Origin of the sequence: Kitasatospora sp. NPDC091276 (assembly GCF_040684355.1) — a bacterium.
Classification (GTDB): Bacteria; Actinomycetota; Actinomycetes; order Streptomycetales; family Streptomycetaceae; genus Kitasatospora.
On sequence record NZ_JBFBFU010000024.1, the window covers coordinates 1 to 24,834 of the forward strand.

The 24,834-nt window shown below is 73.5% G+C and carries 14 protein-coding genes; 11 read left to right on the forward strand and 3 right to left on the reverse strand.

What is annotated here, in order from left to right; genetic code table 11:
* The first annotated feature begins 143 nt into the window (after positions 1-143).
* On the forward strand, positions 144-989 hold the full coding sequence (locus AB0O19_RS27080) for a phosphatase PAP2 family protein (RefSeq protein ID WP_363623156.1): 846 nt from the start codon (positions 144-146) through the stop codon (positions 987-989).
* Here the strand turns inward: AB0O19_RS27080 and AB0O19_RS27085 are convergent.
* Both AB0O19_RS27085 and AB0O19_RS27090 read right to left on the reverse strand, forming a co-directional pair.
* Positions 982-1,545 (reverse strand): GPR1/FUN34/YaaH family transporter, encoded by a 564-nt coding sequence (locus tag AB0O19_RS27085; RefSeq protein ID WP_363584619.1) that lies wholly within the window; start codon positions 1,543-1,545, stop codon positions 982-984. The two genes, AB0O19_RS27080 and AB0O19_RS27085, sit on opposite strands and share 8 nt — an antisense overlap.
* Before the next feature lie 304 nt (positions 1,546-1,849).
* Entirely contained in the window at positions 1,850-4,411 is a 2,562-nt protein-coding gene (locus AB0O19_RS27090; RefSeq protein ID WP_363623158.1) for a SpoIIE family protein phosphatase, read from the reverse strand.
* A gap of 507 nt (positions 4,412-4,918) precedes the next feature.
* Here AB0O19_RS27090 and AB0O19_RS27095 point away from each other — a divergent pair.
* The 9 genes from AB0O19_RS27095 (at position 4,919) to AB0O19_RS27135 (ending at position 18,226) form a co-directional block, all read left to right on the forward strand.
* The gene (locus AB0O19_RS27095; protein WP_363623160.1) at positions 4,919-9,487 is read left to right on the forward strand and encodes a HAMP domain-containing protein; all 4,569 of its coding nucleotides are present in this window, start codon (positions 4,919-4,921) and stop codon (positions 9,485-9,487) included.
* 294 nt (positions 9,488-9,781) lie between these two features.
* Positions 9,782-10,420, forward strand: a complete 639-nt coding sequence (locus AB0O19_RS27100; protein ID WP_063351395.1) for a response regulator — start codon at positions 9,782-9,784, stop codon at positions 10,418-10,420.
* 146 nt (positions 10,421-10,566) lie between these two features.
* Positions 10,567-13,254, forward strand: coding sequence for a DNA translocase FtsK (locus AB0O19_RS27105; protein WP_350880211.1), 2,688 nt, complete (start codon positions 10,567-10,569; stop codon positions 13,252-13,254).
* A gap of 263 nt (positions 13,255-13,517) precedes the next feature.
* The gene (locus AB0O19_RS27110) at positions 13,518-14,381 is read left to right on the forward strand and encodes a helix-turn-helix domain-containing protein (RefSeq protein ID WP_363584611.1); all 864 of its coding nucleotides are present in this window, start codon (positions 13,518-13,520) and stop codon (positions 14,379-14,381) included.
* Positions 14,382-14,498: 117 nt separating this feature from the next.
* On the forward strand, positions 14,499-15,992 hold the full coding sequence (rimO, locus tag AB0O19_RS27115; RefSeq protein WP_363623162.1) for a 30S ribosomal protein S12 methylthiotransferase RimO: 1,494 nt from the start codon (positions 14,499-14,501) through the stop codon (positions 15,990-15,992).
* Positions 15,989-16,627 carry a CDP-diacylglycerol--glycerol-3-phosphate 3-phosphatidyltransferase gene (gene pgsA, locus AB0O19_RS27120; RefSeq protein WP_363623164.1) on the forward strand — a complete coding sequence of 213 codons (639 nt, stop codon included), beginning with the start codon at positions 15,989-15,991 and terminating at the stop codon, positions 16,625-16,627. The genes rimO and pgsA overlap by 4 nt, the downstream gene beginning before the upstream one ends.
* 17 nt (positions 16,628-16,644) lie before the next feature.
* The gene (locus AB0O19_RS27125; protein WP_363623166.1) at positions 16,645-17,136 is read left to right on the forward strand and encodes a CinA family protein; all 492 of its coding nucleotides are present in this window, start codon (positions 16,645-16,647) and stop codon (positions 17,134-17,136) included.
* Between the two features lie 381 nt (positions 17,137-17,517).
* Entirely contained in the window at positions 17,518-17,886 is a 369-nt protein-coding gene (locus AB0O19_RS27130) for a helix-turn-helix transcriptional regulator (protein ID WP_030290911.1), read from the forward strand.
* Between the two features lie 55 nt (positions 17,887-17,941).
* A complete protein-coding gene (locus tag AB0O19_RS27135) occupies positions 17,942-18,226 on the forward strand; it encodes a hypothetical protein (RefSeq protein ID WP_363623168.1) in 285 nt (94 codons plus the stop codon).
* A gap of 77 nt (positions 18,227-18,303) precedes the next feature.
* On the opposite strand, the gene AB0O19_RS27140 is transcribed toward AB0O19_RS27135, so the two are convergent.
* Positions 18,304-23,055: an ATP-dependent helicase gene (locus AB0O19_RS27140; protein ID WP_363623170.1), complete on the reverse strand. Its 4,752-nt coding sequence runs from the start codon at positions 23,053-23,055 to the stop codon at positions 18,304-18,306.
* Between the two features lie 172 nt (positions 23,056-23,227).
* Between AB0O19_RS27140 and AB0O19_RS27145 the strand changes: the two genes are divergently transcribed.
* Positions 23,228-24,829 carry a S8 family serine peptidase gene (locus tag AB0O19_RS27145; protein ID WP_363623172.1) on the forward strand — a complete coding sequence of 534 codons (1,602 nt, stop codon included), beginning with the start codon at positions 23,228-23,230 and terminating at the stop codon, positions 24,827-24,829.
* The last annotated feature ends 5 nt before the right edge of the window (positions 24,830-24,834 follow it).

Sequence of the window (24,834 nt, forward strand, 5' to 3'; positions counted from 1 at the left end):
GGTACTGCAGGGGGGACCCTGTGGGAGAGTAGGACGCCGCCGAACAATTATTCCGAAAAGACCCCCTCCCGTCCGGGAGGGGGTCTTTTTGCGTTAACCTCTGCCAACACACGAACCAGAGTTTGTCGGAGAGGCGCGATCCGTTGCAGAACCTGACCCTTACCTGGCAGTCCGCCGGGGGCGCCGCGGTCGCTCTCTACGGCGGGGCGTACGCCGCCGCCAGGGTCCGGAAGCCGTCCTTGTCGGCGCTGTTGCGGGAGGCCGGCACGCTGCTGGCGCTGTTCGCGCTCTGGCAGCTGGTGGGTCACCTCTCGGTGATGAGCGGGGACCACGCGCTGGACCGGGCGGATTGGATCCACCGCACCGAGTCGGCGATCGGTCTACCGGACGAGGCGTCCTGGCAGGCGGCCGTCACGCCGTACCCGGTGCTGGTGAGGCTCGCGAACTACTACTACGCGGCGATGCACTTCGCGGTGATGCTGGCGGTGCTGCTCTGGGTGTTCGTGCGGCACCGGGAGCGGTACGCGTGGGTGCGGAACACGGTGGTGATCACCACGGCGGTGTGTCTGCTGGTGCAGTTCATCCCGGTGGCGCCGCCCCGGATGCTGCCGCAGCACGGGTTCGTCGACGTGGCCGCCGAGTACGGGCAGTCGGTGTACGGGGGCGCGGTGGGCGGTGTGGTGGTGGCCGACCAGCTGTCGGCGATGCCCTCGGTGCACGTCGCGTGGTGCGTGCTGGCGGCGGTCGCGGTGGTGCGGGTCTCGCGGAGCCCGCTGCGGTGGGCGATGGTGCTGCACCCGGTGCTGACCGTCGCGGTGGTCGTGGTGACCGCGAACCACTTCTGGGCGGACGGCATCGTCGCCGTCGTGATCCTGCTGTTCGCGTACGCCGCCCAGGTCCTGGTGGCACGTCGCCGGGGTCGGGCCTCCGTCGACACGGAGGTCCGACCCCGGCGCGCCACGGCGGATCAGCCGCAGCGGGTCACTTGACGGGCAGGGCGATCCTGCCCCAGGAGCCGTTGCTGAGCGCGGAGGTGGCCCAGTACCAGGCGGTGAGCCCGGAGACGGCCGCGATCCAGCCGGCGAACTTGGCGAGGCCGCTGTAGCCGCCGAAGGCGGCGATGGCGTTCAGCAGCAGGGACAGCGTCAGCAGGCCGTAGACGGCGCGGCTGAACAGGCCCGCGCCCCAGCTGGCGGCGGTCAGGGTGAGGGCGAGCAGGGCCCAGAGCAGGAGGAACAGGCCGGCGGCGTTCTTGCCCGCCCCGCCGGCCGCCGACCAGGTCGCCCAGAAGGCGCCGAGGCTGGTGAAGGCCGTTCCGGTGAAGCCCTCGCCGCCGCGGAGCTGCCACAGGCCCGCGATGAAGAGGGTGACTCCGCCGACCAGGTGGGCGAGGTGTGCCGCGTCCCCGACCCCGGTGCCGCTCAGGACGCCGGTGGAGAGCAGGCCGTAGGCGAGCAGTGTGAGGCCGAGTGCGAGGTAGCCGAGGTTACCCGCGTCGGCTCCGGTGGAGCGGGCGTTCGTTGCCCCGGTAGCTTCGTTGCTCACCGGAGGCTCCTTTCACTTTGGGCGCGCGCAGGGCGCAGTCAACGCAGTGGTGTGGTCCGATGAGGTGGATGCGCGCGACCGCGCCGAGGGCGCACGGCTGGAGCGTGCGCGGGCTGCGGTCAGAAGTGATGGGCCGGCGGAAGAGCCGCCGGTCGTGTCCCCGCCGGGGGATTCCCCGGTGAGGTCGGTGTACCCGGCCGTACTCGCTTGTACCCTTGTGAATATAACAATTTGTGACGATGTCAGTTGTGGAACGCTCAGGGCCGACCGGGACGCCGGGGGCTGACCGAGAGACGGCGTCGGCTCACGAGGTGCGCTGGGTCGGCACCCGCAGGGTCAGGATGGCCATGTCGTCGGACGGCGGTTCCGGGGCGAAGCGCTCGACGGCGCGCTGCACCCGCATCGCGACCGCCCCGGCGGTCAGGCCGGTACAGCCCGTGAGCACCTCGGCGAGGCCGTCGTCGCCCAGCATCCGGCTGCCCTCGCGGCGTTCGGTGACGCCGTCGGTGACGCACAGCAGGACCTCGCCGGGGGAGAGCACCAGGCGCTCGGCGGTGAGGTCGAGGTCCTCCAAGACGCCGAGCAACGGCTGCGGGGTGGCGGCCCGGTCGACCTGGCCGTCGGTGCGCAGCCGGAGCGGCAGCGGGTGGCCGGCGCAGACAAGGGACAGCTCGGTGCTGCCGTCCGGGCGGGGCGTCAGCTCGCCGTAGAGCAGGGTGAGGAAGCGGCTGCGCGAACCCTCGTCCAGGATGGCCGCGTTGAGGCGGCGGAGCACCTGCGGTGCGTCCAGGCCCTCGCGGGCGAGCAGGCGCAGCGAGTGCCGGGCGAGGCCGGTGACCGAGGCGGCCTCGGGGCCGGTGCCGCAGACGTCGCCGATCGCGAAGCCGTAGGTGCCCTCGCGGATGGTGAACAGGTCGTAGAAGTCGCCGCCGACCTCGTTGCCCTCGCCGGCGGCCTGGTAGTAGACGTCGACCTCGACGCCCGGGATCTCGGGCAGGTCCGGCGGGAGCAGGCTGCGTTGCAGGGCCTGGCTGGTGGCGGTGCGCTCGGAGTAGAGGCGGGAGTTGTCGAGTGCGAGGGCGGCCCGGCGGGAGAGGTCCTCGGCGAGTTCGAGGATCTCCTGGCGGAACCGGACGCCGGCCGGGACGCCGAGCGCGAGCAGGCCGATGACCCGGTTGCGGGCGGTCAGCGGCAGGACGACGGTCTCGCCGAGCAGTCCGGCGAGTTCGGGGCTGTCGGTGAGGCCGCCGGCGGCGGCGGTCTCGGCGGGCGCCGACCAGAAGCGGACGCCGTGGGTCGGGCCGGCGTCGGGGGCCGGGGTCTTGTCGAGCAGGTCGCGCAGCGGGTCGATCCGGTCCTCGTCCTCGTGCAGGACGAAGGCGAGGCCGGCCGTGGCGCCGTGGTCGCCCTTGGTGTAGACGGCGCACCAGGAGGCGAGGGTGGGGACGGCCATCTGGGCCATCAGGGCGAGGGTCTGCTCGTGTTCGAGGGTGCCGGCGAGCAGGTCGGAGGCCTCGACGAGGAAGGACAGCGAGCCCCGGCGGAGTCGTTCGAGCTCGGTCAGCCGGGTGCTCTCGACGGCGAGGGCGACCCGGTCGGCGGCGAACTGCAGCCGCAGGGCGTCCTCGTTGTCGTAGCGGCCGGGTGCGGCGGTGGCGATGCCGAGCGAGCCGATGAGCCGGCCCTCGACCTTGAGCGGGACGGTGACCAGGGACCGCATGCCGCTGCCGGTGAGCAGGGGCAGGCCGGTCGGGCGGGCGGTGAGGTCCTCGTGGACGGAGGGCAGCCGGGCGGAGTCGTAGCGGCTGCCGGTGTCGACCGGGAAGCGGGTGTGCCGGCGGTGTCCGGAGGTGAAGCCGGTGGCGGCGCGGACCTCGAACTCGGTCTCGTCGTCGGTGGTCAGCAGCAGGTACGCGGCGTCGGCGTCGAGCAGGTCGCGGGCGCGTTCGACGGTGCGCTGGAGCAGGGTGTCGAGGTCGTCGGTGGCGACCGGGCCGGCCAGCAGGTCGAGCCGGGGGCCGGTCGGGTCGGAGCGCTCGCCGGGCAGGGCGCGGGCGGGGGAGCGGAGCACCGCGCGGTCGGGTTCGAGGACGAGCAGGCAGAGGGTGGAGGGGACGCCCTCGGTGTCGCGCACGCGGACCTGGACGCCGTACACCTCGACCTCGTGGCCGTCCGCGCGGCGGACGCCGTAGCCGCCCTCCCAGCGGGCCAGCCGCAGGGTGTCGGCGAGGCCGAGGCCGCGGCCGGCGGACTGCGGCCAGACGGCGAGGTCGGCCCAGGGGCGGCCGAGGACGGTGGCGGCGGGGTACTGGAAGAGCGCCTCGGCGTCCGGGTTCCAGGCGAGGACGCGGCCGTCCTCGTCGAGCTGGACGACGGCGACGTGCACCGGGCCGGGGCCGCTGGGCAGGTCGCTGCCGGGGGTCGCGGGGACGGCGTAGCGGGTGCCGGCCACGGGGGCGGGCAGGGCGAGCCGGAACCAGACGGTCTTGCGTCCGGCCGCGTACTCGACGCCCCAGCGCTCGGCGAGGGCGGAGCACATCAGCAGGCCGCGGCCGCCCTCGCCGTCGGGGTCGGCGTAGCGGTCGGAGGAGGTGACGGGGCCGTCGCCGAGGGAGGGCAGGCCGCGTTCGGGGTGGTGGTCGGTGACTTCGATCCGGACGGTGCCCTCCTCGCGCAGGCAGCACACCTCGGCGGCGGTGCCGGCGTGGACGACGGCGTTGGTGACCAGTTCGCTGACCAGGACGACGGCGTCGTCGACGACCTCGGGCAGACCCCAGCCGAGCAGCGCGTCCCGTACGAAGCCCCGGGCGGCGGCTGCGGACCGGCCGTCGGGGTCGAAGGTGGCGGCTGCGCGCGCGGTGACCACGTTGCCACTTCTCCTCTGCTGCTCTGGCCTTGACTGTCCGGGGCGTGGCGCCGACTCCCGGTGCGTGCCGCCGGGGTGGCGGCGCTGGGTCGGGTCATGGCCCGGTGCAGCGCTCCACCCTACTTTCCGCTTGGTTCCCCGTGGGGGCGGGGCGTTGAAACAGGCACCTGAGAGTGATTCTGCCCACCTGTTTCGGACGGTCGGCTACCAACCGGGCGCAACCGGCCGTATACCCGGCGCCGGTGCTGCCAGACTGGGGGGTCCGCGACGGCCGGTCGGAGCAGTACGGTCGATGCGGGTGCCGGTGTGCCGCGTGGGGCGCCGGTGCGCAGCCCGACCGGGCCGGTGCCCCGGTGCGTGCCGTACCGGCACGGACGGTCACCGGAAAGTTCACGATGTGGGAGGGGCCCGTTGAGTTCGGCCACCAAGGACGCAACCGGTACGACGCCGCCCGTTCCGCGCGGTGGGCGGTCCGGGACCGCGCCGCGGAACGCGGCCGGCCGGCGAGTGAGCCACAACCGGGGGGCGGAGCCGGCCGAACTGCGGAAGCTGTTGGCCGCGCTGACCGCGATGCGGGACGGCAACTTCCGCCGCCGGCTGACGGTTCCGGGGGACGGGCCGCTGGCGGAGATCGCCGCGGTGTTCAACGAGGTCGCCGAGCGCAATCAGCACCTGACCGGAGAACTGGCCCGGGTGCGGCGGGCGGTGGGCCGCGAGGGCCGGCTGAACGAGCGGCTGGAGACCGGCGCGGGCGAGGGCGCCTGGATGGCGGCCGTCGACAACTGCAACGCGCTGATCGACGATCTGGCCCGTCCGATGGCCGAGGTGGGCCGGGTGCTCTCCTCGATCGCCGAGGGCGACCTGGACCAGAAGATGGAGCTGCGCTCGCTGCACAGCAACGGGGTGAGCCACCCGCTGCGCGGCGAGTACCTCAAGATCGGCCGGACCGTCAACGGGCTGGTGGACCAGCTCTCGGAGTTCACCGACGAGGTGACCCGGGTGGCCCGCGAGGTGGGCACCGAGGGCAAGCTGGGCGGCCAGGCCAAGGTCCGCAGTGTGTCCGGCAGTTGGAAGGACCTGGCGGATTCGGTCAACACCATGGCCGGCCGGCTGACCGCGCAGGTGCGCAACATCGCCCAGGTGACCACCGCGGTGGCCAAGGGCGACCTGTCCCGCAAGGTCACCGTCGAGGTGGCCGGCGAGATGCTGGAGCTGAAGAACACCGTCAACACGATGGTGGACCAGCTGAACGGGTTCGCCGCCCAGGTCACCGGGGTGGCCAGGGATGTGGGCACCGAGGGCCGGCTCGGCGGCCAGGCGCAGGTGCCGGGCGTGGCCGGGGTCTGGCGGGACCTGACCGACTCGGTGAACTTCATGGCCGACAACCTGACCGGCCAGGTGCGCAACATCGCCCAGGTGACCACGGCGGTGGCGCGCGGGGACCTCTCGCAGAAGATCGAGGTGGACGCGCGCGGCGAGATGCTGGAGCTGAAGAACACCATCAACACGATGGTCGACCAGCTCTCCGGCTTCGCCGAACAGGTGACCAGGGTGGCCCGCCAGGTGGGCACCGAGGGGCGGCTCGGCGGCCAGGCGCAGGTGCCCGGGGCGGCCGGGGTGTGGCGCGACCTGACCGACAACGTCAACTTCATGGCGAACAACCTCACCGATCAGGTGCGCAACATCGCGCAGGTGACGACCGCGGTCGCCAAGGGCGACCTGTCGCAGAAGATCCAGGTGGACGCGCGCGGGGAGATCCTGGAGCTGAAGAACACCATCAACACGATGGTGGACCAGCTGGGCGCCTTCGCCGACGAGGTCACCAGGGTGGCCCGGGACGTCGGCACCGAAGGCATCCTCGGCGGTCAGGCGAGCGTGCCCGGGGTGTCCGGGACGTGGAAGGACCTGACCAACAGCGTCAACCTGATGGCCAACAACCTGACCAGCCAGGTGCGCAACATCGCCGAGGTGACCACGGCGGTGGCGCGCGGCGACGTGTCGAAGAAGATCACCGTCGACGCCCGGGGCGAGATCCTGGAGCTGGTGACGACCGTCAACACCATGGTCGACCAGCTGTCGGCGTTCGCCGACGAGGTGACCCGGGTCGCCCGCGAGGTGGGCACCGAGGGGATCCTGGGCGGCCAGGCGCGGGTGCGCGGGGTGTCGGGGATCTGGAAGGACCTGACCGACAACGTCAACTTCATGGCCTCCAACCTGACCGGGCAGGTCCGCAACATCGCCGAGGTCGCCACCGCGGTGGCCCGCGGCGACCTGTCCAAGAAGATCACCATCGAGGCGCAGGGCGAGGTCGCCGCCCTCGCCGGGACCTTGAACACCATGGTCGACCAGCTCTCCTCCTTCGCGGTGGAGGTGACCAGGGTGGCCCGCGAGGTCGGCACCGACGGAACCCTGGGCGGTCAGGCGAGCGTGCCGGGCGTGGCCGGCATCTGGAAGGACCTGACCGACAACGTCAACCTGATGGCCAACAACCTCACCGGCCAGGTCCGCAACATCGCGCTGGTGATCACGGCGGTGGCCCGCGGCGACCTCTCGCAGAAGATCGACGTCGACGCGCGCGGCGAGATCCTCCAGCTCAAGACCAGCATCAACACCATGGTCGACCAGCTGTCGGCGTTCGCCGACGAGGTCACCCGGGTCGCCCGCGAGGTGGGCACCGACGGGCGGCTCGGCGGTCAGGCCCGGGTACCCGGCGTGGACGGCACCTGGCAGGACCTCACCGAATCGGTGAACGAACTGGCCAACAACCTGACCCGGCAGGTGCGCGCGATCGCCCAGGTCGCCACCGCCGTGACCAGGGGCGACCTGAGCCTGCGGATCGACGTGGACGCCGCGGGGGAGCTCGACGAGCTCAAGGACAACATCAACCAGATGATCGCCAACCTGCGCGAGACCACCCGCACCAACCAGGAGCAGGACTGGCTCAAGACCAACCTGGCGCGGATCTCCGGCCTGCTCCAGGGCCGCCGGGACCTGGAGGCCGTCGCCTCGCTGATCATGACCGAGCTGACCCCGGTGGTCTCCGCCCAGCACGGCGCCTTCTTCCTCGCCCAGCCGGCCGGCCGCACCGCCGAGCTGATCACCGAGGACGACGACGAGAACGACACCGTCCTGCGGCTGATCGGCAGTTACGGTTACCAGCGGCGCGCGATGCCGACCACGTTCCGGCCCGGCGAGTCGCTGATCGGGCAGGCCGCGGTGGAGAAGCGGGCGATCATCCTCAAGGAGGCGCCGCCCGGATACCTCAAGATCGCCTCCGGCCTCGGCGAGGCCTCGCCGGCCCACATCGTGGTGCTGCCGGTGCTGTTCGAGGGCCGGCTGCTGGGCGTGATCGAGCTGGCCACCTTCAGCTCCTTCACCACCGTCGCGCTGGACTTCCTCAACCAGATCGCCGACCTGATCGGCGTCACCGTCAACACCATCAGCGTCAACACCAAGACCGAGGGCCTGCTGCTGGAGTCCCAGCGACTCACCGCCGAACTCTCCATGCGATCAGCCGAGTTGGAGGCGCGCCAGGAGGAACTGGAGCGCACCAACGAGGAGTTGCAGGAGAAGGCCGAGCAACTCGCCCAGCAGAACCGCGACATCGAGATCAAGAACAGCGAGATCGAGGAGGCCCGGCAGGTTCTGGAGGAGCGCGCCGAGCAGCTCGCCCTGGCCTCCCGGTACAAGAGCGAGTTCCTCGCCAACATGTCGCACGAGCTGCGCACCCCGCTCAACTCGCTGCTGATCCTGGCCAAGCTGCTCTCCGACAACAACGAGGGCAACCTCTCGCCCAAGCAGGTCGAGTTCGCCGACACCATCCACGGCGCCGGATCCGACCTGCTCCAGCTGATCAACGACATCCTCGACCTCTCCAAGGTCGAGGCCGGCAAGATGGACGTCCGCCCGGCCCGGATCGCCCTGGTCCAGCTGGTCGACTACGTCGAGGCCACCTTCCAGCCGGTCGCCCTGGACAAGAACCTGGACTTCGCCGTCCGGGTCTCGCCCGCCCTGCCGGTCACCCTGCACACCGACGAGCAGCGGCTCCAGCAGGTGCTGCGCAACCTGATCTCCAACGCCGTCAAGTTCACCGACGCCGGCGCGGTCGACTTCTCGATCTCCCCGGCAGGTGCGGAGGTCCCGCAGCACGTGCGCGAGCGGCTGCTGGAGTCCGGCTCGATCAAGGACCCGGACGACGAGCTGATCGCCTTCGCGGTCTCCGACACCGGCATCGGCATCCCCGGCAACAAGCTGCGGGAGATCTTCGAGGCGTTCAAGCAGGCCGACGGCACCACCAGCCGCAAGTACGGCGGCACCGGGCTCGGCCTGTCGATCAGCCGCGAGATCGCGCGGCTGCTGGGCGGCGAGATCCACGCCGAGAGCGAGCTGGGCAAGGGCTCCACGTTCACGCTCTACCTGCCGCTGCGCACCGAGGCCCCGGAGCCGACCCAGGTCGAGCGCCCGGTCGTGTCGAGCGTCCCGGCGCTGCGCGCCTCCGTCGGCGTGACCCCGATCGGGGTGCCCGTGCCGGTCGGCGAGAACCCGGCCGACCACTGGGCCCAGGAGGTCCGCGAGCTGGCCGAGGAGCGCCGCCGCGGCGCGGTGGAGCGCCGGCGCAGCGCCTCCCTGGAAGCCGCCGGGGCCCGCCCGGTGGAGCCCGCGCCGCCCCGCCCCAGCCGCAGCGACGTGCGCTTCGACGGCCAGCAGGTGCTGATCGTGGACGACGACGTCCGCAACGTGTTCGCCCTCACCAGCGTGCTGGAACAGCACGGCCTGACCGTCCTGTACGCCGAGAACGGGCGCGAGGGCATCGAGATGCTGGAGCAGCACGAGAACGTGGCGCTGGTCCTGATGGACATCATGATGCCGGAGATGGACGGCTACGCGACCACCGAGGCGATCCGCCGGATGCCCCAGTTCGCCGGCCTGCCGATCATCGCGCTGACCGCCAAGGCGATGAAGGGCGACCGCGAGAAGTCGCTGGAGGCGGGCGCCACCGACCACATCACCAAGCCGGTGGAGACCGACCACCTGCTGGCGGTGATGCGCGAGTGGCTGCGGGCGGACCGCGCGTAGCGCCAGGGGAGGGCGCGAACTCCTGGGCGGGCTCCGGAGTTCGCGCCGTCCGGTGGGCCGGTTTGCTGGCGGTCGGGCCCGGGAACCGGGTAGGGTCACCGATCGTTGCGAACAGTGACCGGACGGCGACACACTGCTGAGCGTGCGCCGGAGCACTGGGCGCGCGCCGCTCCGGATCGGGTCACGACGGAGCGATGTGCCGGGCGAGGGGGTGCGGCTAGCATGACCGGGGTAGCGGTGGGCAGTACGCGAGTGCCATCACCGGGCGGCAGGCAGGCGACAGGAGGGCGAGCCCTGATGCAGAAGGCGAAGATCCTCCTGGTCGACGACCGACCGGAGAACCTGCTGGCGCTGGAGGCGATCCTCTCCGCGCTGGACCAGACGCTGGTGCGCGCCGTCTCCGGCGAGGAGGCGCTCAAGGCGCTGCTCACCGACGACTTCGCGGTGATCCTGCTGGACGTCCAGATGCCCGGGATGGACGGCTTCGAGACGGCCGCCCACATCAAGCGCCGCGAGCGCACCCGGGACATCCCGATCATCTTCCTGACCGCGATCAACCACGGCCCGCACCACACCTTCCGCGGCTACGCGGCCGGCGCCGTGGACTACATCTCCAAGCCGTTCGACCCGTGGGTGCTGCGCGCCAAGGTCTCGGTCTTCGTCGACCTGTACGTGAAGAACTGCCAGCTGAAGGAGCAGGCCGCGCTGCTGCGGCTGCAACTGGAGGCGGGCGGCGGCGAGCCGCCCCTCGGCGGGGCGCTGCTGGGCGAGCTGTCCGCGCGGCTGGCGGCGGTCGAGGAGCAGGCGGAGGCGCTGGGCAAGCAGCTGGACGGCGTCGAGGACGCCGGGGTGGCGGCGACCGCGGCGCACCTGGAGCGCAAGCTGGCGGGGCTGCGCCGGGCCCTGGACGCGCTCCGGCCGGGAACCGCGTAACCGATCGCCGGGGTTCACTCCTGCGGGTGAATTTCCGACGCGGACGGGTGAAACCGGGTCAGCGTGACGGTGTGTCTGCGACACGTCCCCGAGCCCCGGCTCGGGCACATGTGCACTGGTGGCCCACCCCGGTAGGCTGCTGACCCATGGCCACTCGTACGCCCGGAAGCGCGGCACGCAACCCGAGTCCGGGACCGTCCAAGAAGGCCGCGGCGAAGGCCCCGGGCAAGCCGCCCGCGAAGAAGGCGGCGGCCAAGAAGGCGGCCCCGGCGAAGAAGGCGGCGGCCAAACCGGCCCCGCCGTCCCCGCCGCCGCCCAAGCCGATACTCTTCCGGGCCGTCCGGGCCGTCTGGCTCGGCGTGGCGAACAGCATCGCCGCGATCTTCCGGGGCTTCGGCGACGGGGCCAAGAACCTCCACCCCGCCCACCGCAAGGACGGGCTGGGCCTGCTGCTGTTCGCACTCGCGCTGGTGACCGCCGCCGGCACCTGGTTCAGCCCGCAGGGCTGGCTGGGCGAGGCGGCCACCGCCGTGGTGTCCGGACTGTTCGGGCGGCTCGACGTGCTGGTGCCGTTCCTGCTGGCCGGGATCGCGGTCCGGCTCTGGCGCCACCCGGAGCTGCCGGAGGCCAACGGCCGGATCATGATCGGCCTGAGCGCGCTGCTGGTCGGCGTCCTCGGCCTGGTGCACATCGGCTGCGGCGCGCCCATGATGGGCAGCGGCGCCTCGCGGATACGGGCGGCCGGCGGGATCATCGGCTGGGCCGTGTCCACCCCGATGATGGCCGCCGCCGGGCCGGCGCTGGCCGTGCCGCTGCTCCTGCTGCTGTCCTTCTTCGGCCTGCTGGTGGTCACCGCCACCCCGGTCAACCGCATCCCCGAGCGGCTGCGGTCGGCCGGCGTGCGGCTCGGCGTGGTGGAGCCCGGGCCGGAGGACGAGCTGCGCGAGGGGCGTACGCCGGAGCGCGACCTGTCCACCGAGCCGCCCGAGGACGCGGACCCCTCCGCGCTGCCGTTCACCGTGGGCAGCGAGGACCCGGGCGACGAGGTGGCCGCCCGCCGTCGGCGCCGCCGCCGCAAGCCGGCGGACGACGAGGACCAGCCCGATGCCGTCCGGGTGTCCCTGGACAAGGAGCCGCTGGACCCGTACGCCACCCGCGACCTCGCCGCCGGCGCCGCCGCCGACCTGGACGGGGCACTCGTCTACGGCGTGCCCGCCTCCTCGGCGGTGGCGAACATGATGCACCAGGTGCAGGACCGCACCGCCCCGCCGGAGGAGGCCGCCGTCCCGGCCGCCCGCAGCGCGGGCCCGGGCGCGCCCGAGGAGCACGGCCCGGCGCCGGTGCGGATGGAGCAGCTCCAGCTGGCCGGCGACGTCACCTACGCGCTGCCCCCGCTCGACCTGCTGGAGCGCGGCGGCCCGGCCAAGGCCCGCAGCGCCCTCAACGACGAGGTGGTGGCCCAGCTCAGCAGCACCTTCACCGAGTTCAAGGTGGACGCCAGGGTCACCGGTTTCACCCGGGGCCCGACGGTGACCCGCTACGAGGTCGAGCTCGGCCCGGCCGTCAAGGTGGAGCGGATCACCGCGCTCGCCAAGAACATCGCGTACGCGGTGGCCAGCGCCGACGTGCGGATCATCAGCCCGATCCCGGGCAAGTCCGCGGTCGGCATCGAGATCCCCAACCGGGACCGCGAGATGGTCAACCTCGGCGACCTGCTGCGCTCGCGCACGGCCGCCGAGGACACCCACCCGATGGTCGTCGGCATGGGCAAGGACGTCGAGGGCCAGACCGTGATGGCCAACCTCGCCAAGATGCCGCACATCCTGGTGGCCGGCGCGACCGGCGCGGGCAAGTCGTCCTGCATCAACTGCCTGATCACCTCGATCCTGGCCCGGGCCACCCCGGACGAGGTGCGGATGGTGCTGGTCGACCCCAAGCGGGTCGAACTGACCGCGTACGAGGGCATCCCGCACCTGATCACGCCGATCATCACCAACCCGAAGAAGGCCGCCGAGGCCCTCCAGTGGGTGGTCCGCGAGATGGACCTGCGCTACGACGACCTCGCGGCGTTCGGCTTCCGGCACGTGGACGACTTCAACGCGGCGGTGAAGGCCGGCACGGTCACCCCGCCGCCGGGCAGCGAGCGCGAGCTGACCCCGTACCCGTACCTGCTGGTGATCGTCGACGAGCTGGCCGACCTGATGATGGTGGCGCCGCGCGACGTCGAGGACTCGGTGGTCCGGATCACCCAGCTGGCCCGCGCGGCCGGCATCCACCTGGTGCTGGCCACCCAGCGGCCCTCGGTGGACGTGGTCACCGGTCTGATCAAGGCCAACGTGCCGTCCCGGCTGGCCTTCGCGACCTCCGCGATGGCCGACTCCCGGGTCATCCTGGACCAGCCCGGCGCGGAGAAGCTGATCGGCAAGGGCGACGCGCTGTTCCTGCCGATGGGCGCCGGCAAGCCGATCCGCCTCCAGGGCGCGTTCGTCACCGAGGCGGAGATCGCCGCGGTGGTGCAGCACTGCAAGGACCAGCTGACCGCCGTCTACCGGGACGACGTGACGGTCGGCGGCGGGGCCAAGAAGGAGATCGACGAGGAGATCGGCGACGACCTGGACCTGCTGATCCAGGCGGCCGAGCTGGTGGTCTCCACCCAGTTCGGCTCGACCTCGATGCTCCAGCGCAAGCTCCGGGTCGGCTTCGCCAAGGCGGGGCGGCTGATGGACCTGATGGAGTCGCGCGGGATCGTCGGGCCGAGCGAGGGTTCCAAGGCCCGCGACGTCCTGGTGAAGCCGGACGAGCTGGACGGGGTGCTGGTCGGCCTGCGCGGTTGACGACCAGGGCCCGCGGCGAGTGTTCACTCGTTCGGAGGAGGGTAGGCGCGTGCAGGGGAACCGAACGTCCGTACGCCGCGTCACAGGCCGGAAAGCGAACCCCCCGGGTTCCCCGTGCGGGCCCGCTGACGGCCGTTCAGCGGGGTGCCGGGCCCCCGTCGGGGCGGGCGCGCGCATTCGGGCCTGTTCCGCTTGAGAAACGATCCGCCCGCGCCCCTAGACTGTTCCCCAGCAGGTGGCCATCCGCTCGAAAGGCGTGCCCCGTGACCATCGGCAAGTCCCCCGACCGCGAGAACGCCCCGTCGTCCGTCGAGTCGACCGACGACGCGGTGCAGGCGGCCGATGCCCCGAGCATCGGCCGGGTGCTGTCCACCGCCCGGATCGAGGCCGGGCTCACGGTGGACCAGGTGAGTACGGCGACCCGGGTCCGGGTGCCGATCGTCCATGCCATCGAGGAGGACGACTTCGGCCGCTGCGGCGGCGACTTCTACGCCCGCGGGCACATCCGCGCGATCGCCCGCGAGGTCGGCGTCGACGGCGAGGCCCTGATCGCCCGGTACGACGCCGCGCACGGCGGCTCGCCCGCCTCCAAGCGGCCGACCCAGCTGATCGACAGCGGCCCGATCAAGGTGCCCGGCCGCGGCCGGCCGAACTGGGCGGCGGCCATGGTCGCCGCGATCGTCGTGGTGGTCGTCCTGATCGGCTTCAACCTGGTCAGCGGCAAGGACGGCCACACCGGCACCGGCTCCGCCAGCGCGCCGCTGCCCAGCGGCTCCGGCACCGGCTCGGTCGCCTCCGTGCCCTCGCCCACCGTGCAGCCGCCGGCGCCCGTGCCGAGTGCGGCCGCGATCGCCGCCGTCCCGGCCGACAAGGTCACCGTGAAGCTGGTCGCCGAGGGCAGCACCAGCTGGGTGTCCGCGGTGGACGGCAGCGGGAAGTCGCTGTTCCAGAACAACATCAGCGACGGCCAGGACCAGACCTTCACCGACGCCAAGCAGATCAAGCTGGTGCTCGGAAACGGCGGGGCCGTGCACGCGTACGTCAACGGCAAGGACCTCGGCCTCCTCGGCAAGGACGGCCAGGTGGTGCACGTCACGTACACCCCCGGCGATCCGCAGGCGGGCTGACCACAGGCCTGCGGAGGCCCTGGAGAGCGGCCCTGCGGCCTGGCGAAGATCTGGTAATCCGAGGCGCGCGGCCTCCGGGGCGAACGGCACCGGAGGCCGCGCGTTAATCTTGGCCCTATGCCTGAACGCCGTACTGTCGCCCTTGTCACGCTCGGATGTGCCCGCAACGAGGTGGACTCCGAGGAACTCGCCGGGCGACTGGAAGCCGACGGCTGGTTGCTCGTCGACGACGCCGCCGAAGCGGACGTCGCCGTCGTCAACACCTGCGGCTTCGTCGAGGCCGCCAAGAAGGACTCCGTGGACGCCCTGCTGGAGGCCAACGACCTCAAGGGGCACGGCCGCACCCAGGCCGTCGTCGCGGTCGGCTGCATGGCGGAGCGGTACGGCAAGGAGCTCGCCGACGCCCTGCCCGAGGCCGACGGCGTGCTCGGCTTCGACGACTACTCCGACATCTCCGACCGCCTCCAGACCATCCTCTCCGGCGGCCACCACGCCCCGCACCTCCCGCGCGACCGCCGCAAGCTGCTGCCGATCAGCCCGGCCGAGCGGCAGTCCGCCGCCGAGGCCGTCGCGCTGCCCGGCCACGGCGCCGCCGAGACCCCGGCAGAGCCGATCGCCGACCTGCCCGAGGGCCTCGCCCCGGCCTCCGGTCCGCGCACCCTGCGCAAGCGGCTCGACGACAACCCGGTCGCCTCGGTCAAGCTCGCCTCCGGTTGCGACCGGCGGTGCTCCTTCTGCGCCATCCCGGCGTTCCGCGGCTCCTTCATCTCCCGCCGCCCCTCCGACGTGCTGCACGAGGCCCAGTGGCTGGCCGAGCAGGGCGTGCGCGAGGTCGTCCTGGTGAGCGAGAACAACACCTCGTACGGCAAGGACCTCGGCGACATCCGGCTGCTGGAGACGCTGCTCGGCGAGATCTCCGCGATCGAGGGCGTCGAGCGGGTCCGGGTCTCCTACCTGCAGCCCGCCGAGATGCGCCCCGGGCTGATCGACGCGATGACCGGGACCACGGACGTGGTGCCCTACTTCGACCTGTCCTTCCAGCACTCGGCGCCCGCCGTGCTGCGCCGGATGCGCCGCTTCGGCTCCACCGACCAGTTCCTGGACCTGCTGAAGACCATCCGCGACCGGGCCCCGCAGGCCGGCGCCCGGTCCAACTTCATCGTCGGCTTCCCCGGCGAGACCGAGGCGGACTTCGCCGAGCTGGAGCGCTTCGTCACGCACGCCGGGCTGGACGCGATCGGCGTCTTCGGCTACTCCGACGAGGACGGCACCGAGGCCGCGACCTACGACGGCAAGCTGTCCGAGGACGTGATCGCCGACCGGCTGAACCGGCTCAGCCGGCTGGCCGAGGAGATGACCGCCCAGCGGGCCGAGCAGCGCGTCGGCACCGAGGTCGAGGTCCTGATCGAGTCCATCGAGGACGGCGTGGTCGAGGGCCGGGCCGCCCACCAGGCCCCCGAGACCGACGGCCTGACCACCCTCACCGGCGTCGAGGACCCGCAGATCGGTCAGTTCCACCGGGCCAAGGTGGTCGCCAGCGAGGGCGTCGACCTGATCGCCGAGGCGCTGGAGCCGGTCCGGGTCCGTCAGGCCCCGGGAGCCGGGGAATGACCAAGGGGCCCGGCGCCCCGGCCGCGGCCCATCCGGGCAGACCGCCGGCCGCGGTGCCGCCGGCGCCGGCTGTCTGGAACATCGCCAACATGCTCACGATGCTCCGGCTGCTGCTGGTGCCGGTCTTCGTGTCGCTGCTGTTCGCCGACGGCGGGCACGACCCCAAGTGGCGCTCGGTCGCCTGGGCGTCGTTCGCCATCGCGATGATCACCGACCTGTTCGACGGCGAGCTGGCCCGGCGCAAGGGCCTGGTCACCGACTTCGGGAAGATCGCCGACCCGATCGCCGACAAGGCGATCATGGGCTCGGCGCTGATCGGCCTCTCGCTGCTCGGCGACCTGCCCTGGTGGGTCACCGCGGTGATCCTGGCCCGCGAACTCGGCATCACCCTGATGCGTTTCTGGGTGATCCGCTACGGCGTCATCCCGGCCAGCCGGGGCGGCAAGATCAAGACGCTGACCCAGGGCATCGCGGTCGGCATGTACGTGCTGGAGCTGACCGGCTGGCTGGCCACCGCCCGGGCCGTGCTGATGGCCCTGGCGGTACTGCTGACCGTCGGCACCGCGCTGGACTACGTCGGACAGGCGCTGCGCATGCGCCGAGAGGGACTGGCCGCGGAGCGCGCGGGCCGGTGAGTGACGGGGGAGACCGGGTGACGGACCACGAGCTGGCGGTACGGGCGCACGAGGCGCTGCGCGCCAGGGGCGGCACGCTGGCCGTCGCCGAGTCGCTGACCGGAGGGCTGCTCGCGGCCGCCCTGGTCGACGTCCCCGGGGCGTCCGCGACCTTCCGGGGCTCGGTCACGGCGTACGCCACCGAGCTGAAGGCCTCGGTGCTCGGCGTGGACGAGGGGCTCCTGGCGGTGTACGGGCCGGTCCACCCGGTGGTGGCGGGGCAGATGGCCGAGGGCGTGCGCCGGCTGCTGGGGGCCACGTACGGGATCGCGACGACCGGGGTGGCCGGGCCGGACCCGCAGGACGGGCAGCCGGTGGGCACCGTACACCTGGCGGTCGCCGGTCCGGAGGGAACTCTGGTCAGTTCGCCCCGGCTGTCGGGCGGGCGTGCCAGAATCCGTCACGGGGCGGTGACCGCCGCTCTGGAGCTGTTCGTCGGGCGGCTCCGGGCCGCTACGCCCACGACCTGAACCCCGCGGGGCCCGCACCCGGGCGTCCCGCAGCCCGTGTGGAGGCGCCGCGGAGGCGTGGTGGAGCCCCGATCGCGGCGATCTCCACCGAACCGCGATCTGCCGATCCGGTCCGCGGGCATGGCACAGCTGGAGGATCGTGTTACATCCAACGGCCTGGTTGGGCAGAAACCAGGTGGCGAACGAGTTGCGTGACGGTGGCCGGGCGGCCCACGGCGGGTACCACGAGGGGCCCGCGGACCCGGGAACGACACCGGAACGAGGAGGGGGACAGCCTTGCAGCCCAGAGTGAACACGACCAGGGTCCCCGCACGCGATGCGGGCAAGGCGGTACGGTGGGGTCGTGACATCTCGATCCGCAGTCCGAGGAGGGAGGCACCGATGATCCTGCTTCGTCGCCTACTGGGCGATGTACTGCGTCGGCAGCGCCAGCGCCAGGGCCGCACACTCCGCGAGGTGTCGGCGGCAGCCAGGGTTTCGCTCGGTTACCTCTCCGAGGTCGAGCGGGGACAGAAGGAGGCCTCCTCGGAGCTGCTCTCCGCCATCTGCGACGCGCTCGACGTCCGGATGTCCGAGGTCATGCGCGAGGTCAGCGACGAACTGTCGCTCGCCGAACTTGCGGCGATGGCCACCCTCTCCGAAGGTGATCTGCTGAGGCCGGTACTCGAACCGGTTCCGCTGCCCGCCCCCGGTGCCGACCGGGCGAACATGTCGCCCAAGGCCGCCGCGATGGACGTGGTCGCCGCCTGAACCCGGCCTCGACTCCCGGGCTCCTGGTGCCCGGGGCGAGCGAAGGAGGGCGGTCGTGCGGAGAGCCGCGACGGCGTGCACGGAGGCTCGAATACGGCTGCGGCGACTGATGCCCTGGCCGGCCCGCCGGGTCCTGGTGATCCTGACGGCAGGGCTGGTCTGGTGGCTGCCGGTGGTCCGGGGACAGTTGGCCGACGGCGCCGTGCTGGGGCTGCTCGCGGCCGGCGGCTGGGGACTCGGCCTGATCCCGGTCCATGCCGACCGGAACGCCACCGGGCCGGAGCGGCGTCCATCGGTGGCCGTGGCCCGGGTGGAGGCGCAACCGCCGACGGCCGGCTGAGCCACTCGAACGGGTGATACGAGCGAACGAAGGCCGCGGGGCACCGGATGCCCCGCGGCCTTCGGCGTCGGCGGACCTCAGGAGGACCGCAGGCGCAGGCCGCGCGGGGTGGCGTGGAAACCGGCCTCCTCCAGCGCGGCGCCCAGCGCCGAGCCGAGGGCAGGCTCGCCGTTCGCCCGCTCGACCGTGACGCTGCCGAGCGCACCCTCGCGGACCGCGGCCGCCAGCGCGCCCACCGCCAGCGCCCGGGTGGCGCCGTCCTCCGGCCAGGCCAGCAGTGACTTGCCGCCCCGCTCGACGTACAGCGCCAACTCGCCGTCCACCAGCACCACCAGGGCGCCCGCCTTGCGGCCCGGGCGGTGCGCCCGGGCCTCCTTGGCTCCGGGGGCCGTCGGCGGCTCCGGCCAGGGCAGCGCGGAGCCGTAGGCGTTCGCCGGATCGGCGGCGGCCAGCACCAGCACCTGCGGCGGCTCGATGGCCGGGGCGGCCGGCCACTCGGCGGCCCGGGCCCGCTCCAGCCGCCCGTTGACCGAGCGCAGCCGGTCGGCCGCGCCCTCCATGGCGAACTGGGCGCCGCCCAGCCCCTCGACGAAGTAGCCCCGGCGGGCCCGGCCGCGCTCCTCCATCGCGGCGAGCACCCGGTACACCCCGGCGAAGCCGCCCGGCACCCGCTCGGCGGCCACCGCGCCCCGGGTGACCAGGCCGTGCCGGTCCAGCAGGCTCTGCGCCTGGGTGGTGGCCCGGACCGTCGGGTCGGTGGTGAAGGCGGGCAGCAGTGACCAGCGCCCGGCCACCGTCGGCGGGCCGCTGCGCAGCGCGCCGCCGACCCGGCCGAAGGCGCGGCCGGCGCCGCCGTAGCGGCCGCGCGGGGTCGCCCGGGGCGCGCGGTGCGCGGTGGCACCGGCCGTCCGGCCGGAGCCGAGCAGGGCGCGCAGCGGGGCGAGGGTGTCGTTGGTGACGTACCCGGCCCAGACGAGGTCCCAGAGCGCCTCGACGACCTCCGGCTCCGGGGTCTCCTGCGGCAACTGCTGGACCAGCTGGCGGAAGAACAGGCCGTAGCCGCCGGCCAGTGCCGCCATCAGCGCGCTGTGCACGGGGGTGAGCGCGGGCGGGACGGGCTCGGGGCGCAGCAGGTGGGCGTGCTCGGCCAGGTGCAGGCTGAGCCAGCCGTCCTTGCCGGGCAGTGCGCCGGCCCCGCACCAGCCGATCTCGCCGGCCGCCGTCAACTCGTCCAGCAGGCCGGGGGAGTAGTCGGTGAGCCGGGCCGGGAGGATCAGCTTCTCCAGGGCGGAGGCGGGCAGGGCGGTGCCCTGGAGCTGTTCGACCACCCGCAGCAGGCCGTCCGGGCCGCGCAGTCGGTGGCCGGCCAGGTGCTGCCACTGCGGGAGGAACGCGGCCAGGGCGCGCGGTGGGACGGGTTCGACCTCCTGGCGCAGGGCGGCCAACGAGCGGCGGCGCAGCCGGCGCAGGACCTCGGCGTCGCACCACTCGGTGGTGGTGTGGTCGGGAGGGGTGGTGTGGAGCGCCTCCGGCGAAGGGTGTTGGCGGGCGACGGGTGGGCGGAACTGGCCCTGGACCAGTCGGCCGGCGGCGGTGAGCCGGTGCAGGGTGCCGGTGACGACGGCGGTGCCGAGGCCGAAGCGGGCGGCCGCCTCGGCGGCGGCGAACGGGCCGTGGGTGCGGGCGTGGCGGGCGAGCAGGTCGCCCAGCGGATCCTTGACCGGCTCGGTGAAGGCCTCGGGGACGCCGACCGGCAGCGGGGTGCCGAGCGCGTCGCGCAGCCGCCCGGCGTCCTCGACGGCGGACCAGCGTCGCTCGCCGGCGATCCGGACCTGGATCACCCGGCGGGCGGCCTCCAACTCCAGTGCCCAGAGCGGCTCGGCGCTGCGGGCCGCCAGCTCGGCCTCGGTGAGCGGGCCGAGCAGGCGCAGCGCGTCGGCGACGCCCTCGGCGTCCTTGATCCGGCGCTCGGGGGTGAGGCGCTGGAGCTCGGCCTCCAACTCGGCGAGGACCTGCGGGTCGAGCAGTTCGCTCAGCTCGGCCTGGCCGAGGAGTTCGGACAGCAGCCGGGAGTCGAGCGAGAGGGCGGCGGCGCGGCGCTCGGCGAGCGGGGAGTCCCCCTCGTAGAGGAACTGGGCGACGTAGCCGAACAGGAGGGAGCGGGCGAAGGGCGAGGGCTCGGGGGTGGTGACCTCGACCAGGCGGACGGCGCGGGATTCGAGGTCGCCCATCAGCTCGACCAGGCCCGGCACGTCGAAGACGTCCTGGAGGCACTCGCGGACGGCCTCCAGGACGATCGGGAACGAGCCGTACTCGGAGGCGACTTCGAGCAGTTGGGCGGCGCGCTGGCGCTGCTGCCAGAGCGGGGTGCGGCGGCCGGGGCTGCGGCGCGGGAGCAGCAGGGCACGGCCGGCGCACTCGCGGAAGCGGGAGGCGAACAGGGCGGAGCCGCCGACCTGGTCGGTGACCAGCTGCTCGATCTCGGCGGCGTCGAACAGGGCGGCGTCGGCGCCGACCGGGGCCTCGTCCGAACCGGACCGCTCCGAGGGGCTGTTGAAGTCGAAGTCGGTGGCGAGGAGGTCGGCGTCCGGCAGGCGCAGCACGATGCCGTCGTCGGCGTGCATGACCTGGGGGTCGAGGCCGTGCTTCTCGCGCAGCCGGGCGCCGAGCGCGAGCGCCCAGGGGGCGTGCACCTGGGCGCCGAAGGGGGAGTGGATGACGATCCGCCAGTCGCCGAGCTCGTCCCGGAAGCGCTCGACGACGATGGTGCGGTCGTCCGGGAGGTGGCCGGTGGCGGCGCGCTGCTGGGCGAGGTAGTCGAGCAGGTTGGCGGCGGCCCAGTCGTCCAGGCCGGCCCGGTGCAGCCGGGCGGTGGCGGCCTCGGGCGTCAGGGCGCCCAGCTCGCGGGTGAACGCGCCGAGGGCGCGGCCGAGTTCGAGTGGGCGGCCGAGGGTGTCGCCCTTCCAGAACGGGAGCCGACCGGGCACGCCGGGGGCGGGGGTGACCAGCACCTTGTCGTGGGTGATCTCCTGGATCCGCCAGGAGGTGGTGCCGAGGGTGAACACGTCGCCGACGCGGGACTCGTAGACCATCTCCTCGTCGAGCTCTCCGACCCGGCCGCCGCCCTTCTTGCCCGTCTTCGAATCGGACCCGGTGGCGCCGGCGATGAAGACGCCGAACAGGCCGCGGTCGGGGATGGTGCCGCCGGAGGTGACGGCGAGCCGCTGGGCGCCGGGCCGGCCGGTCACGGTGCCGGCCACCCGGTCCCAGACCACCCGGGGGCGCAACTCGGCGAAGGCGTCCGAGGGGTAGCGGCCGGCCAGCATGTCGAGCACGGCTTCGAAGGCGGACTGCGGGAGGGTGGCGAAGGGCGCGGCGCGGCGGACCACGGTGAGCAGGTCGTCCACCGGCCAGGCGTCCAGCGCCGTCATCGCGACCAGTTGCTGGGCGAGCACGTCCAGCGGGTTGCGCGGGACGCGCAGCGCTTCGATCCGGCCGGCCCGCATCCGCTCGGTGACCACGGTGGACTGCACCAGGTCCCCGCGGTACTTGGGGAAGAAGACGCCGGTGGAGACGGCGCCGACCTGGTGGCCGGCCCGGCCGACCCGTTGCAGGCCGGAGGCGACCGAGGGCGGGGACTCGACCTGGACGACCAGTTCGACGGCGCCCATGTCGATGCCCAGTTCCAGGCTGGAGGTGGCGACCACGGCGGGCAGCCGGCCGGCCTTCAACTCCTCCTCGACCAGCGCCCGCTGCTCCTTGGAGACCGAGCCGTGGTGGGCGCGCGCGATGACCGGCGGGGCGCCCTTGGCGACGCCGGACTCGGCCATCAGCTGGGCGGGGGAGTGCGCCTCGGGCAGCCGCTCACCGGTGGCCCGTTCGAGGGCGATCTCGTTCAGCCGGTTGCACAGGCGCTCGGCGAGGCGGCGGGAGTTGGCGAAGACGATGGTCGAGCGGTGCGCCTGGACCAGGTCGACGATCCGCTCCTCGACGTGCGGCCAGATCGACGCCTGCCGCTGCGGGTCGGCGTCGGAGGAGGCGCCGGTGGCCGGGGCCGCGGGCAGGTCGTCCAGGTCGGGGACGGGGACGACCACCGACAGGTCGAACTCCTTGGCGGCGGCGGGCTGGACGACGACGGCGCCGCGCTGCGGGCTGAGGTAGCGGGCCACCTCCTCGACCGGGCGGACGGTCGCGGACAGGCCGATCCGGCGGGCCGGGCGCTCCAGCAGTTCGTCCAGCCGCTCCAGGCTGAGCGCGAGGTGGGCGCCGCGCTTGGTGCCGGCGACGGCGTGCACCTCGTCGAGGATCACCGTGTCGACGCCGCGCAGCGCCTCCCGGGAGGCGGAGGTGAGCAGCAGGAACAGCGACTCGGGGGTGGTGATCAGGATGTCCGGCGGGTGGGTGGCGAAGCGGCGGCGGTCGGCGGCGGGGGTGTCGCCGGAGCGGGTGGCGACCTGGACCTCCGGCTCGGGCAGGCCGAGCCGGACGGCGGCCTGGCGCAGGCCGGTCAGCGGGGCGCGCAGGTTGCGCTCGACGTCCACCGCGAGGGCCTTGAGCGGCGACACGTACAGGACCCGGCAGCGGCGCTTGGGGTCCGCCGGGGGCGGGGTGCTGCTCAGCCGGTCCAGGGCGGAGAGGAAGGCGGCGAGCGTCTTGCCGGAGCCGGTGGGGGCGACCACCAGGACGTCGGTGTCCTGCCGGATGGCGCGCCAGGCCTCGGCCTGGGCGGTGGTGGGGGCGGAGAAGGCGCCGGTGAACCAGGCCCGGGTGGTCGGGGCGAATCCGGCCAGGGGGTCGTCGTTCGGCGGGGTCGGGTGCGGGGGCGCCATGCCCCCATGGTGCCGGGTGGCACCGACAACCGGGGTGGGGGAGCGGAGGTCGCACGGGTGTGGTGAGCACGGGTGTAGTTAAAGGAGCAAAAAGGCAAATCCGCTCATATGGTGATGAATCAGGCCAGTGACCCACCCCCGACCCACCGGACCGACGAGCGGAGACCGTGCGATGGCGCAGGTGAACCCGTCCGGCAGTCCCGCCCGTGCCGCCCGCCGCCGCGTCCGCGGGCCCGCCCGGGCGCTGCTCGCGATGCTGCTCACCGCACTCGTGGTCGGCGGCGCCGTCCCGTACGTGTCCGGATCCGGTCGGCCCTACCTCAGCTACCTGGTGCTCGCCGCGCAGGAGGACGCCGCCGGGGCCGCCCTGGCCGGGGCCGAGAGCCGGGCGGCGGGCGGGCAGGTGGTCCAGGAGTACCCGCAGATCGGGGCCGTCCTGGCGTACGCCACCGGCGGCTTCGCGGGCACGCTGCGGGCCCGGCCCGGGATCGCGGCCGTCGGCACCACCCGGACCGAACCGGTGGTCGCCCCGCCCCGCCTGCTGGACGGCGCCGGGGACTTCGCCGCCGGTACCGACCGCGCCGCCCGCGCCGGCCGCAGCAGCACCGATCAGGCCCGTCGCGACAGCGATCACGCCCGTCGCAGCAGCACCGACAGGGCCCGTCGCGACAGCGCCGACCGGCAGGACGGCGGCACCGTCACGGTGCCCGACCCGGGCGAGGGCGACCCGTGGAACCTCGCCATGCTCGGCGGCGCCGGCGCCCGGGCCGGCGACGCCTCCACCGGGATCCGCGGTCCCGCCGGCGCGCCGACCGCCGACGCGCTGCACGAGGTGCTCGTCGCGGTGCTCGACTCCGGCGTCGACGACACCCACCCGGACCTGCGCGCCGCCGTCGACCCGAAGGCCTCCGTCTCCTGCGCCGACGGCCGGCCCGACGCCCGCTCCGGCTCCTGGCGGCCCGACCCCGGGGTCAGCGAGAGCGGCCACGGCACCCACGTTGCCGGGATCGTCGGCGCCACCCGGGACGGCCACGGCGTCACCGGGGTCGCGCCGGGCGTGCGGATCGCCGCCGTCCGGCTGCTCGGACCGCTCGGCCAGTATTACGCCGAGAACATCGTGTGCGGCATGCTCTGGGCCGCCGACCACGGCGCCAAGGCGATCAACAACAGCTACTTCGCCGACCCGTGGAAGTACAACTGCCCGGAGGACCAGGACCAGGCCGCGCTGGTCGCCGCCGTCGGCCGGGCCTCCGCCTACGCCCAGCGCAAGGGCGCCGTCGTGGTCGCCTCGGCGGGCAACGACGGGCAGGACCTCGGCGCCGCCCGGACGGACGAACGCAGCCCCAACGACCGGGTCTCCGGCCCGGCCCGCTCCCGCTACCTGGGCACCGAGTGCATCCGGCTGCCCGGCGAACTGCCCGGCGTCGTCACCGTCACCGCCGTCAACCGGGACGGCCGCCCGTCCGGCTACTCGAACTACGGCCGCGGCCGGGTCTCGCTGGCCGCCCCCGGCGGCGACCCGGACAGCGGGCCGCAGGGCGCGGTCGTCTCCGACTGGCCGGGCGGGCAGTACGCGGCACTGGCCGGCACCTCGATGGCGGCGGCGCACGTCACCGGCGTGGTCGCGGTGGCCGCCGCCCTGCACCCGGACTACGGCTCCGCCCCGCTCGCCGCCCTGCTCGCCGGCACCGCGGCGGCCGCCTGCCCGCCCGGGCCGTACGCCTGCGGGGCCCGGCAGTACTTCGGTGCCGGGCTGCTCGCGCTGCCGCGCTGAGGCGG